This window comes from Streptomyces sp. NPDC043746, assembly GCF_056436485.1.
The window spans coordinates 113,887-126,374 of sequence record NZ_JBWKCM010000010.1; the positions used below are offsets into that span (position 1 = coordinate 113,887).

Consider the following 12,488-nt stretch of genomic DNA (forward strand, 5'->3'; position numbering starts at 1 on the left):
CTTATCAGTCCACCGTCACGTAATCGGGGCCGGAGTAACGGCCGGTGCTGAGCTTCTGGCGCTGCATCAGCAGGTCGTTGAGGAGGCTGGAGGCGCCGAACCGGAACCAGTGGTTGTCCAGCCAGTCCTCGCCCGCCGTCTCGTTCACCAGCACCAGGAACTTGATCGCGTCCTTGGTGGTGCGGATGCCGCCGGCCGGCTTCACACCGATCTGCACGCCGGTCTGCGCCCGGAAGTCCCGGACCGCCTCCAGCATCAGGAGGGTGTTGGCCGGGGTGGCGTTGGTGGCCACCTTGCCGGTCGAGGTCTTGATGAAGTCCGCGCCCGCCAGCATCCCGAGCCAGGAGGCGCGGCGGATGTTGTCGTACGTGGACAGCTCGCCGGTCTCGAAGATCACCTTGAGGCGGGCGGTCCCGCACTCGGCCTTGACGGCCACGATCTCCTCGTAGACCTTCAGGAACCGGCCGGAGAGGAAGGCCCCCCGGTCGATCACCATGTCGATCTCGTCGGCCCCGGCCGCCACGGCGTCACGGACGTCCGCCAGCTTGACGTCCAGCGCGGCCCGGCCGGCCGGGAAGGCGGTCGCCACGGACGCCACCTTCACGCCGGAACCGGCGAGCGAGGCGGCGGCGGTGGCGACCATGTCGGGGTAGACGCAGACCGCGGCGGTGCGCGGGGTGGTGCGGTCGAGCGGGTCGGGATGGACGGCCTTGGCGGCGAGAGCCCGGACCTTGCCCGGGGTGTCCGCGCCTTCCAGCGTCGTCAGGTCGATCATCGAGATGGCGAGATCGATGGCGTACGCCTTGGCCGTCGTCTTGATCGAGCGGGTTCCGAGGGCGGCGGCGCGCGCTTCGAGGCCGACGGCGTCGACGCCGGGCAACCCGAACAGGAAGCGGCGCAGCGCACTGTCGGACGCGGTCGCGTCGGCGAATGCGGGAGCAGTGGTGGGCATGGTCACCAGAGGAGCATATCTACGCGCGTAGCGGCCTGTACAGGGGTACGGCCCGACCGTGCGTACCGCCACAGGTCCGGCGGCCTCCGGTGGAGGCGCGGGCGCAGGGCGAAGGCCCGTCCTCCGGATCCGTCAGGCACAATCGGCCCCATGACGAGCCCCACGCCCCCCGCTGAGCCGCAGTACGCCGACCGGACCCACCGCTCGACCTCCGCGCTGGTCTGCGGGGTGCTGCTCCTCGCCCTGGTCGGGGTGATGGCCGGGGACGCCCTGGTCCGGGGCGAGGGGCAGGCGCCGTGGCTGGCCCTCGCCGCTTTGCTCACCGCCGTGCCGCTGATCGTGGCGTTCACCCTGCGGCCCGTCGTCTCCGTGAACGCCGAGCGGATCCGTGTCCGCAACCCGTTCCGGACGATCCAGCTGCCCTGGACCGAGGTGGCCGACGTCCGGGCCGGGTACTCCTCCGAGCTGATCGCCGTCGGCGGTACCAAGTACCAGCTGTGGGCCATCCCCGTCTCCCTGCGCGACCGCAAGCGCGCCTCGCGCGCGGCGGCCCGTGCGCCGCACAAGGACGCCTACGGCCGCTTCTCGCCGGGCGCGGGCGCCGACGCCCACCGGCACACGGCCCCGCCTGTCGCGGCGGCCGATCAGACGATCATGGAGCTGCGGGAGATGGCCGAGCGGGCGGGCGACCCGAAGGGGGACGCCGGTGCCACGACGGGCTCGGTGCGCTGGGCGTACGAGGTGATCGCGCCGGCGGTGGCGGGGGTCGTGCTGTTCGTGGTCCTGTGGACGACGGGCTGAGAGGCCCCGCGCACTCCGTAGGACTCTTCAGGACTCTGCGGGACCTCGCAGGAGAGGACCGGCCCCCGGCACTTCTGCCGGGGCCGGTCCTCTCCCGTGTCCCGTACGTACGGCCGTACGGCTCAGATCCCCGCGGCCGCCGCCAGGTCCCGCTTGATCCCGGCGAGCAGCTCAGCGCCCCGGGCCCGCGCGGCGGGCAGTGACGCGGCGTCCGCGACCGGGACCACGACCTCCAGGTAGCACTTCAGCTTCGGCTCGGTGCCGCTCGGGCGGACGATCACCCGGGCGCCTTCCAGCTGGTAGCGCAGCCCGTCCGTGGGCGGCAGCGCGGCCGTGCCCTGCGACAGGTCCTCGGCCGAGGTGACCGCGAGACCGGCGAGGGTGGTCGGCGGCTGTTCGCGGAGCCGGGCCATGGCGTCCGCGATGACCGTCAGGTCCTCCACCCGCACCGAGAGCTGGTCGGTGGCGTGCAGGCCGTGGGCCAGCGCCAGGTCGTCCAGCAGGTCCAGCAGCGTACGGCCCTGCTCCTTCAGGACGGAGGCCAGCTCGACGACGAGCAGCGCTGCGGTGATGCCGTCCTTGTCGCGGACGCCCTCGGGGTCGACGCAGTAGCCCAGCGCCTCCTCGTACCCGTACCGCAGTCCGTCCACCCGGGCGATCCACTTGAAGCCCGTCAGCGTCTCCTCGTAGCCGAGGCCCGCCTTCTCCGCGATCCGGCCGAGCAGCGACGACGACACGATCGACTCCGCGAACACGCCGCTCACACCCCGCTCCACCAGGTGCGCGGCGAGCAGCGCCCCGACCTCGTCACCGCGCAGCATCCGCCAGCCGCCCTCGACGGAGGTGTCGGGCACGGCGACGGCACAGCGGTCGGCGTCCGGGTCGTTGGCGATGATCAGGTCCGGGGCCGCCCGGCGCGCGGTGGCGAAGGCGAGGTCCATCGCGCCGGGCTCTTCCGGGTTGGGGAAGGCGACGGTGGGGAAGGCGGGGTCGGGCTCGGCCTGCTCGGTGACGAGCACCGGCGCGGGGAACCCGGCCCGAGCGAAGGCGGCGGTCAGCACGGAGGTGCCGACGCCGTGCAGGGCGGTGTGGACGGTACGTGCGGTACGAGGGCTGCCGGCGGCCAGGACGGCGTCCGTACGGGCGAGATAGGCCTCCAGGACCTCTTCGCCGAGGGTCTCCCAGCCGTCCTCGGGGCGGACGACGTCCGCCAGCGGGCCGACCGCGGCGATGGCGGCCGCGATCTCGCCGTCGGCCGGGGGCACGATCTGCGAGCCGTCGCCGAGATAGACCTTGTAGCCGTTGTCGCGGGGCGGGTTGTGGCTGGCGGTGACCTCGACCCCGGCGACGGCGCCCAGGTGCCTTATGGCGTACGCGAGTACGGGGGTGGGGAGCGGCCGGGGAAGCACGGCGGCGCGGAGTCCGGCGCCGGTCATCACGGCGGCGGTGTCGCGGGCGAAGTCGGCGGACTTGTAGCGGGCGTCGTAGCCGATGACGACGAGGCCGCCGTCCTGGCCCTGGGCCTTCAGGTACGCGGCGAGGCCCGCCGCCGCCCGGATCACCACGGACCGGTTCATCCTCATGGGACCGGCCCCCAGCTCGCCGCGCAGCCCGGCCGTGCCGAACTGGAGGGTACCCGCGAAACGGGCGGCGAGCTCGTCGGTGTCGCCCGCCGCGATGAGGGCGCCCAGCTCGTCACGGGTCTCGGGGTCGGGGTCCTCGGCCAGCCAGGTCCTGGCCTGCGCGATGAGGTCGTGCTGCACGGGGGCCGCCTTTCGGGGGTTGCGGTGGTCGTGGGGCGGGGGTGGTGGGGCGGAGAGGGGTGGGGCGGGGGCGAGTACGCGGGTGGGCGCGGGTGGGCGCGGGTGGGCGCTGCGCGGGCTGTTCCCCACCCCGCCCCTTCCCGAAACCGGGGCTCCGCCCCGGACCCCCGTCCTCGGACACCGGACGGGGCTGGAGGAGCGGCCGGACGGGGTGGAAGGGGAAAGGGGATTCGGGCGGGGTGGAGGGGCAGCCGGGCGGGGTGGAAGAGCAGCAGAACGCCGGACCGGCTGGACGAGCAGCCGGGACGGAGGGGGAGCCGGGGCGGGCCCGGTCCTCGAACTTCGGACGGGCCCGGTCCCCTGCGGCGTACCGCCTAGATGCGGTCGAGCACCCGGGCCAGCAGGGCGCCCATCCGCGTCGCCGAGTCGCGGCCCGCCTGGAGGACCTCCTCGTGGTTCAGAGGCTCGCCGGAGAGGCCCGCCGCCAGGTTGGTGACCAGGGAGAGGCCCAGCACCTCGGCGCCCGCCTCGCGGGCCGCGATGGCCTCCAGGACCGTGGACATGCCGACCAGGTCGCCGCCCAGGACACGGACCATGTTGATCTCGGCCGGGGTCTCGTAGTGCGGGCCGGGGAACTGGACGTACACACCCTCTTCCAGGGTGCTGTCGATCTCCTTGCACAGCGCGCGCAGGCGCGGCGAGTACAGGTCGGTCAGGTCGACGAAGTTGGCGCCGACGATCGGGGAGGTCGCCGTGAGGTTGATGTGGTCGCTGATCAGCACCGGCTGGCCGGGGCGCATACCCTCGCGGAGGCCGCCGCAGCCGTTGGTCAGGACGACGGTCCGGCAGCCCGCGGCCACCGCCGTACGGACTCCGTGGGCGACGGCGGCGACGCCGCGGCCCTCGTAGTAGTGCGTGCGGCCGAGGAAGACCAGCGCGCGCTTGCCGCCGATCTTGTACGAGCGGATCGTGCCGCCGTGGCCCTCGACCGCGGGGGCCGGGAAGCCGGGGAGCGCGGTGACGGGGAACTCGGCCTCCGGGGTGCCGAGTGCTTCGCCCGCGGGCGCCCAGCCGGAGCCCATGACCAGGGCGACGTCATGGGTCTCGGCGCCGGTCAGCTCGCGCAGGCGGGCGGCGGCCCCGGCAGCGGCTGCGTACGGGTCGCCCTGGATGTTGTCCGGAATAACTGATGCGTTCACGCGGAAGAGCGTAACCGCTGAATGCCTACGCGCGTAGATATCCTGGTGCAAAGACTCGCCGGAAGTCTTTGTGGCTTCGCACGAAGACGGCCCCCGGGCCCTGCTCGGATCCTGTCCGAGACCGGCTCGCGTCCGGCGGTCCCGGTCAGCAGGGGCGCTTGCGCAGGTTCATCACATAGTCGTGGGGGGCGCCCGCGGACTCGGCCGCGTCCGCGATCTCGCCCAGGTAGCGGGCGGAGGGCAGGCCGCCCTCGTACCCGTTCAGCACGTACATCCAGGCCGGCTCCTCGCCCTCCAGGGTGTGCACGCGCACGCGCATGCGCCGGTAGATGTCGAGCCCGACGCCCTCCCAGCGGTCCATGGAGTCCTCGTCCATCGGCGCCAGGTCGTACAGCGCGACGAAGACCTGGGAGCGCGGTGCCTCCACGACGGTGGCCAGCGCCCCCTCCCAGCCCATCTGCTCCCCGCCGAAGGTCAGCCGCCAGCCGTTGAGCCAGCCGGTGCTGCGCATCGGGGAATGCGGGGCGCGGCGGGTCATGAGCCGCGCGTCGAGGTTGCCGGCGTACGCGGCGTAGAGCGACATGGGACCGAGGGTACGGGAGGGGGGCGCGGGAGTGCCGGTTCCTGTGACGAAGCCCCCGGTCGAGGGCGGGCCGACGGAGGCTCGGAGGGCCGTTCGGGCGGGGCCGATTCCGTACGGGCGGGGCCCCGGCTCCCGTATGGAGGGCCCCGGGGCGAATCTGTTTGGCGCGTGCGGGACAATGAAGTACGTACTGCATTCCTCCGGGGCGATCCCCCGGACCCCCGGCCGGGGCGGCAGGCGGCCGTGGGGTTGACACCCACGCGAGGCGGACTTTTCGTGACCCGGATCGTGATCATCGGCGGCGGCCCCGGCGGCTACGAGGCGGCTCTGGTGGGCGCCCAGCTCGGCGCGGAGGTGACCGTCGTCGACTGCGACGGCCTCGGCGGAGCCTCGGTACTCACCGACTGCGTGCCCTCGAAGACCCTGATCGCCACGGCCGAGGTGATGACCACCTTCGACTCCTCCTACGAGGAGCTGGGAATCATCGTCGCGGACGACACCCCGCACAGAGAACAGGCGGCGAGGGTGGTCGGGGTCGACCTCGGCAAGGTCAACCGGCGGGTCAAGCGCCTGGCGCTCGCCCAGTCCCACGACATCACCGCCTCCGTCACCCGGGCCGGCGCCCGGGTGATGCGCGGCCGGGGCCGGCTCGACGGGCTCCAGGCGGCCGACGGCTCCCGTGAGGTCGTCGTCACCGCCGCCGACGGCACCGAGGAACGGCTCACCGCCGACGCGGTCCTGATAGCGACCGGCGGCCACCCGCGCGAGATCCCGGACGCGCAGCCCGACGGCGAGCGCATCCTGAACTGGACCCAGGTCTACGACCTCGACGAGCTGCCCGAGGAGCTGATCGTGGTCGGCTCCGGTGTCACCGGCGCCGAGTTCGCCGGGGCCTACCAGGCGCTCGGCTCCCGCGTCACCCTCGTCTCCTCCCGCGACCGGGTGCTGCCGGGCGAGGACCCGGACGCCGCCGCCGTGCTGGAGGAGGTCTTCCGGCGCCGCGGCATGAACGTGATGGCCCGCTCCCGCGCCCAGTCGGCCAAGCGCGTCGGCGACCGGGTCGAGGTGACCCTCGCCGACGGCCGGGTCATCACCGGATCGCACTGCCTGATGGCGGTCGGCGCGATCCCCAACACGGCGGGGATGGGCCTGGAGGAGGCCGGGGTACGGCTGAAGGAGTCCGGCCACATCCAGACCGACCGGGTCTCGCGCACCAGCGCCCCCGGCGTCTACGCGGCCGGTGACGTCACCGGGGTCTTCGCGCTGGCCTCCGTCGCCGCGATGCAGGGCCGGATCGCGATGTACCACTTCCTCGGTGACGCGGTGACCCCGCTCAACCTCAAGACCGTCTCCGCCAACGTCTTCACCGACCCGGAGATCGCCACCGTCGGCTACAGCCAGGCCGACGTGGACGCGGGCCGGATCGACGCCCGGGTGGTCAAGCTGCCGCTGCTGCGCAACCCGCGCGCCAAGATGCAGGGCATCCGCGACGGCTTCGTCAAGATCTTCTGCCGTCCCGGCACGGGGATCGTGGTCGGCGGCTGTGTCGTAGCGCCGCGCGCCAGCGAGCTGATCCATCCGATCTCGCTCGCGGTCGACAACAACCTGACCGTGGAACAGATCGCAAACGCGTTCACCGTCTACCCGTCGCTGTCCGGATCGATCGCAGAAGTGGCCCGGCAGCTGCACACCCGGAAGCTGACGGACGAGGGCTGACGCCGGGTCAAGACCGCGTACAGGCCTTCGTAGGGGCCTTTGTACGGGCCTTCGCGCGGGCCGACCGGGCCGGCGCGGAGGCCTTGTGGCGGCTCTGCGGAGCCCATGAGGTGGCCGGGCAATCGCGGCAACGCCCGGCAACTCCCGGCAGTCCGGGCGGGTACGACGGCCGCTCCGCGATCGCCCCCGGACAACTACGGAGGCCCCTATACCACTTCCGTGACCGCCGCATGAACAACTTCCGTTATTCGGCGCAAACTGCTGAAAACTCAACGACGGCCAGGTTACTGTCAGTTTCGTGTTCGCTGCAGAACGTCGTCAGTTGATCCTCGAAATGGTGCGCGCCAACGGGGCGGTATCGCTCCGTGAGCTCGCCCGCGTCGTCCAGACCTCCGAAGTGACCGTACGGCGGGACGTGCGGGCACTGGAGGCAGAAGGACTCCTCGACCGCCGGCACGGCGGTGCGGTCTTGCCGGGCGGATTCACGCGGGAGTCCGGCTTTCCGCAGAAATCCCATCTCTCCACCGCGGAGAAGACGGCCATCGCCGACCTGGCCGCCTCTCTGGTCGGTGAGGGCGAGGCCATCGTGGTCGGCGCCGGTACGACCACGCAGGAGCTGGCCCGCCGGCTGGCCCGGGTCCCCGGGCTGACCGTGGTCACCAACTCGCTGCTGGTCGCCCAGGCCCTGGCCCATGCCAACCGGGTGGAGGTCGTCATGACCGGCGGGACCCTGCGCGGGAGCAACTACGCGCTGGTGGGCAGCGGGGCCGAGCAGTCCCTCCAGGGGCTGCGGGTATCCCGGGCCTTCCTCTCCGGGAGCGGTCTCACGGCGGAGCGCGGTCTCTCCACCTCCAACATGCTCTCGGCCAGCGTCGACCGGGCCCTGGTGCAGGCCGCCGCGGAGGTGGTCGTCCTGGCCGACCACACGAAGCTCGGCGCCGACACCATGTTCCAGACGGTGCCCACGGAGCTGATCACCCGCCTCGTCACGGACGAACCCCCGCTCCACGACGAGCGCGCCGCCGCCGAACTCCAGGCCCTGGCGGACCAGGGCGTGGAGGTCACGGTGGCGGGCCCCGACGCGGACACGTCCGTCGGCCCGTCCGGGGAGCGCCGCCCCCGCCGCGACATGCCACTGCCGGGCCAGCGCCGGACGACCGGCCGGGCCGGGGGCCTCGGGCCGCAGCTGCGGAGCGCGTCCGCCCTCTCCTCCGACCAACCGCCGTCGACGGGCGAACGGGCCCGGGTGGCGGACCTGCGGCGGAGGTAGGCCCGGGTCGGGGGGGTGCTGCCCACCGGGCCCCGCTCCCCGTCCGATCAACGGGGCCGGGAGCGGAGCCCCGCCCCCTACTTCAACCCCCGCAACGTCAACCGCAGCAACCGGCCCGCCAACTCCGGATCGTGAGGGGACTGTTCGGCGGCCAGGGCGATCGCGTTCGTCAGTTGGAGCAGGTCGTCGATCGAGACGTCCGCCCGCACCGCCCCGCTCTCCTGCGCCCGCAGCAGCAGCCCCGCCCCCGCCTCGCGCAACGGCAGATGGCACTGGGCGAGAGCCGAACTCTCGTCCTGCGAGGCCGACATGAGCGCGCGGGCCAGGCCGCGGTACTCACCCGCGTGGGTGACGATCGCGCCCAGCCACTCCACCAGCGCCCCGCACGGGGCCTCCGCGCCCGCCAGTTCCCGGGAACGGTCCAGGAGGGAGCACAGGGCGTCCTGGAAGACCGCGTTCATCAGGGCGTGGCGGTTGGGGAAGTGGCGGTAGAGGGTGCCGATGCCCACGCCCGCCCGGCGGGCGATGTCCTCCAGGGACGCGTCGGTGCCGTGCTCGGCGAAGGACGTACGGGCCACGCCGAGCAGCCGCGCGTGGTTGCGGCGGGCGTCCGCGCGCATCGGCCGCTCCGGCGCCCGTGCCGCGCCCGTCTGAGTCGAGATCGGCCCTCCCATGGCTCCCGCCCTCCCTCCGTCCGAGCACCTCTCGTGGGTCCAGGATGCCACCGACCGCGCAGGGGTGAGGAACGGTCCGGAACGTGTACGCGGGACGGGTGCGGGGACACGCGGAAGGGCCCGCCCCGCGTCCTGGCGACGCCGGGCGGGCCCCTCTGTACGGTTCCCGTACGGACTTCCGAGCCGTCAGTCCTTGATCTCGCAGATCAGGGCGCCGGAGGAGACGGAACCACCCACCTCGGCGGTGAGCCCCTTGATCGTGCCGGAGCGGTGAGCGTTCAGCGGCTGCTCCATCTTCATGGCCTCCAGGACGACGACGAGGTCGCCCTCCTTGACCTCCTGGCCCTCCTCGACGGCGACCTTGACGATCGTGCCCTGCATCGGGGAGGCGAGGGAGTCGCCGGAGGCCGCGGAACCGGCCTTCTTCGCCGCGCGGCGCTTCGGCTTGGCACCGGCCGCGAGGCCCGTACGGGCCAGGGACATGCCCAGCGAGGAGGGCAGCGAGACCTCCAGGCGCTTGCCGCCGACCTCGACGACGACGGTCTCGCGACCGGCCTCGTCCTCCTCGTCCGCACCGGCGGGCGCCGCGAACGGCTTGATCTCGTTGACGAACTCCGTCTCGATCCACCGGGTGTGGACGGTGAACGGGTCCGCGGTGAAGGCCGGGTCGGTGACGACGGCCCGGTGGAAGGGGATGGCGGTGGCCATGCCCTCCACCTGGAACTCCGCCAGCGCACGCGCGGCCCGCTGGAGCGCCTGCTGCCGGGTGGCGCCGGTGACGATCAGCTTGGCCAGGAGGGAGTCCCAGGCGGGGCCGATCACGGAGCCGGACTCGACGCCCGCGTCCAGGCGGACCCCGGGGCCCGTCGGCGGCGCGAACGTCGTCACGGTGCCGGGGGCGGGCAGGAAGTTGCGGCCCGGGTCCTCACCGTTGATCCGGAACTCGAAGGAGTGCCCGCGCACGGCCGGGTCGCCGTAGCCCAGCTCCTCGCCGTCGGCGATGCGGAACATCTCGCGTACGAGGTCGATGCCGGTGACCTCTTCGGTGACGGGGTGCTCGACCTGGAGACGGGTGTTGACCTCCAGGAAGGAGATCGTGCCGTCCAGGCCGACCAGGAACTCCACCGTGCCGGCGCCGACGTACCCGGCCTCCTTCAGGATCGCCTTGGACGCCGCGTACAGCTCCTCGTTCTGCGCCGGGGACAGGAAGGGGGCCGGAGCCTCCTCGACCAGCTTCTGGTGGCGGCGCTGGAGCGAGCAGTCACGGGTCGAGACGACGACCACGTTGCCGTGGGTGTCGGCCAGGCACTGCGTCTCCACATGGCGGGGCTTGTCCAGGTACCGCTCCACGAAGCACTCGCCCCGCCCGAACGCGGCCACGGCCTCGCGCACGGCGGAGTCGTACAGCTCGGGGATCTCCTCCAGCGTGCGGGCCACCTTCAGCCCGCGCCCGCCACCGCCGAAGGCGGCCTTGATCGCGATGGGCAGCCCGTGCTCCTCGGCGAACGCCACGACCTCCGCCGAACCCGAGACGGGGTCCGGGGTGCCGGCCACCAGCGGGGCACCGGCGCGCTGCGCGATATGGCGGGCGGCGACCTTGTCACCCAGGTCCCGGATGGCCTGCGGCGGCGGGCCGATCCACGTCAGCCCGGCATCCAGCACGGCCTGGGCGAACTCGGCGTTCTCCGACAGGAACCCGTACCCGGGGTGGATGGCGTCCGCGCCGGAGTCCGCGGCGGCCTGGAGCACCTTGGCCATGTCCAGATAGCTGGCGGCCGGGGTGTCACCGCCCAATGCGAACGCCTCGTCGGCGGCCCGGACGTGCAACGCGTCCCGGTCCGGATCGGCGTAGACCGCCACGCTCGCGATCCCCGCATCCCGGCACGCCCGAGCAACGCGGACAGCGATTTCGCCACGGTTGGCGATGAGCACCTTGCGCACGATGACTCCCTCCTGGAAACAAGCTGAGTTTAGGGACTACCGACACGGCGCTACGACCCGTCCCCAATGGTGAGCTTGCCCACACGGAGTGTGATCCGAGGCTTGGCCCAGCAGTGAAATCCCTTGTGGCACCACGGTACGCCGGGTTGTACCACCGCACAGTAGCCACCCGGTGTGGTGCAGGTCTCTGTCTGTGGGGTCAACGCCTTACGGCGTTTCTTTGTGGGGTCCCTACGAACGCCCGAGGGATTCTTTGCCCGGCGTACGGCCCGGTCCGACCCCTTGTCCGAGGGGATACCGGTGAGTAAGGTCCCCGACACGCGCATACCGCAGGTAACAGGGCTGGTGGCAGGGCAGGCAATCAGGGGAGGCGCCGTGCTGAGCAGAGCGGTGGCGATCGTGACCGCGTTCGTCCTGTTCGGGGAGGCCGTGGGCATCTTCGCCGTCAACGCCGTCCTCGCCACGGTCACCGAGAACCAGAACATGTCCCTGGCGGGGATGGACCCGAAGGCCATGACCACCGGGACCTGGGCGCTGGGCGGGGCCTCGGCACTGCTGCTCGTCGGGTGCGGGCTGATCCCGCTGCTGGCCGGGGTCCGGGACCGGGCGCCGGGGCGGTTCGGGCGGATCGCGCTGATCGGCTGCGCGGTGGTCCACGGGGTGCTCGGCGCGGTGACCGTGGGGCTGGCGGGGTGGGGCGCCTTCGCCTTCATGATGGTGGTGCTGGCCCTGCTCGTCCTCACTCTTCTGGCGTACGGCCCCGATCCCGGCGGCGATGACCGTACGGGTGACGGGAAGGCCGCCCCGGCCGCCCCGGCCGCCGCCTGAGCCGCCGGGGCCGGCGGGAACCTGCGTGCAGGGGCGTTCTCAGGCCCACAACTCCGTTACCGAGATGCCCAGTTCGCCCAGCAGGCGGCGCAGCAGCGGCAGCGAGAGGCCGATCACGTTCCCGTGGTCGCCCTCGATGGAGTCGACGAACGGCGCCGAGCGGCCGTCCAGCGTGAACGCCCCCGCCACGTGCAGCGGTTCGCCGGACGCCACGTACGCGGCGACCTCCGTGTCGCTCGGCTCCCCGAACCGTACGACGGTGGACGCCGTCGCCGAGGCCGTACGCCCCGAGGCGGTGTCGATCACGCTGTGGCCCGTCCGCAGGATGCCGGACCGGCCGCGCATCGCCTTCCAGCGGGCGGTGGCCTCCTCGGCGTCGGCCGGCTTGCCCAGCGCCTCGCCGTCCAGCTCCAGGACCGAGTCGCAGCCGATGACCAGGGCCCCGGTCGCCTCCGGCCGCTCCGCGACGGCCGCCGCCTTGGCCCGGGCGAGGACCAGGGCCAGTTCACCGGGGGTCGGGGCGCTCAGGGCGTCCTCGTCGACCCCGCTGACGATCACCTCCGGGGCGAAACCCGCCTGGCGGAGCAGGCCGAGGCGGGCGGGGGAGGCGGAGGCGAGCACGAGGCGGCGCTGATCAGTCATACCGGCCATCGTAGAAGAGGTCCGGCGCCCGTCGTCGGGGTCCGGTGCCCAGGGGGCCGCGCCCCTGCCCCTGCCCTCGCCCCTGTCCCGTACCCCCGATCCGCCCGGCGGTCTCGGCG

At 72.8% G+C, this 12,488-nt stretch carries 11 protein-coding genes; 4 read left to right on the plus strand and 7 right to left on the minus strand.

The genetic code is table 11. The annotated features are described in order from the left end of the window. Positions 1 to 4 precede the first annotated feature (4 nt). The gene (gene deoC, locus AC0682_RS13860; protein ID WP_254813200.1) at positions 5 to 952 is read right to left on the minus strand and encodes a deoxyribose-phosphate aldolase; all 948 of its coding nucleotides are present in this window, start codon (positions 950 to 952) and stop codon (positions 5 to 7) included. 150 nt (positions 953 to 1,102) lie between these two features. Between deoC and AC0682_RS13865 the strand changes: the two genes are divergently transcribed. Then, positions 1,103 to 1,753, plus strand: coding sequence for a PH domain-containing protein (locus AC0682_RS13865; protein ID WP_478532939.1), 651 nt, complete (start codon positions 1,103 to 1,105; stop codon positions 1,751 to 1,753). A gap of 122 nt (positions 1,754 to 1,875) precedes the next feature. On the opposite strand, the gene AC0682_RS13870 is transcribed toward AC0682_RS13865, so the two are convergent. The 3 genes from AC0682_RS13870 to AC0682_RS13880 form a co-directional block, all read right to left on the minus strand. Beyond that, positions 1,876 to 3,516, minus strand: coding sequence for a phospho-sugar mutase (locus tag AC0682_RS13870; RefSeq protein WP_478532940.1), 1,641 nt, complete (start codon positions 3,514 to 3,516; stop codon positions 1,876 to 1,878). 374 nt (positions 3,517 to 3,890) lie between these two features. Beyond that, positions 3,891 to 4,715 (minus strand): purine-nucleoside phosphorylase, encoded by an 825-nt coding sequence (locus AC0682_RS13875; protein ID WP_478532942.1) that lies wholly within the window; start codon positions 4,713 to 4,715, stop codon positions 3,891 to 3,893. A 145-nt stretch (positions 4,716 to 4,860) separates the two neighbouring features. After that, entirely contained in the window at positions 4,861 to 5,298 is a 438-nt protein-coding gene (locus tag AC0682_RS13880; protein ID WP_478532943.1) for a gamma-glutamylcyclotransferase family protein, read from the minus strand. A gap of 276 nt (positions 5,299 to 5,574) precedes the next feature. Between AC0682_RS13880 and AC0682_RS13885 the strand changes: the two genes are divergently transcribed. Continuing rightward, positions 5,575 to 7,014 (plus strand): NAD(P)H-quinone dehydrogenase, encoded by a 1,440-nt coding sequence (locus AC0682_RS13885; protein ID WP_478532944.1) that lies wholly within the window; start codon positions 5,575 to 5,577, stop codon positions 7,012 to 7,014. A 298-nt stretch (positions 7,015 to 7,312) separates the two neighbouring features. Continuing rightward, positions 7,313 to 8,284, plus strand: a complete 972-nt coding sequence (locus AC0682_RS13890; RefSeq protein ID WP_478532945.1) for a DeoR/GlpR family DNA-binding transcription regulator — start codon at positions 7,313 to 7,315, stop codon at positions 8,282 to 8,284. Positions 8,285 to 8,361: 77 nt separating this feature from the next. On the opposite strand, the gene AC0682_RS13895 is transcribed toward AC0682_RS13890, so the two are convergent. Continuing rightward, positions 8,362 to 8,904 carry a TetR/AcrR family transcriptional regulator gene (locus tag AC0682_RS13895; RefSeq protein WP_478532946.1) on the minus strand — a complete coding sequence of 181 codons (543 nt, stop codon included), beginning with the start codon at positions 8,902 to 8,904 and terminating at the stop codon, positions 8,362 to 8,364. 240 nt (positions 8,905 to 9,144) lie between these two features. Next, on the minus strand, positions 9,145 to 10,899 hold the full coding sequence (locus AC0682_RS13900) for an acetyl/propionyl/methylcrotonyl-CoA carboxylase subunit alpha (protein ID WP_478532947.1): 1,755 nt from the start codon (positions 10,897 to 10,899) through the stop codon (positions 9,145 to 9,147). Positions 10,900 to 11,274: 375 nt separating this feature from the next. On the opposite strand from AC0682_RS13900, the gene AC0682_RS13905 reads away from it, so the two are divergent. Further along, positions 11,275 to 11,727: a hypothetical protein gene (locus AC0682_RS13905; RefSeq protein ID WP_478532948.1), complete on the plus strand. Its 453-nt coding sequence runs from the start codon at positions 11,275 to 11,277 to the stop codon at positions 11,725 to 11,727. 39 nt (positions 11,728 to 11,766) lie between these two features. Here AC0682_RS13905 and AC0682_RS13910 read toward each other — a convergent pair whose 3' ends face one another. Next, a complete protein-coding gene (locus AC0682_RS13910; RefSeq protein ID WP_254811829.1) occupies positions 11,767 to 12,378 on the minus strand; it encodes a nucleoside triphosphate pyrophosphatase in 612 nt (203 codons plus the stop codon). Positions 12,379 to 12,488 lie beyond the last annotated feature (110 nt).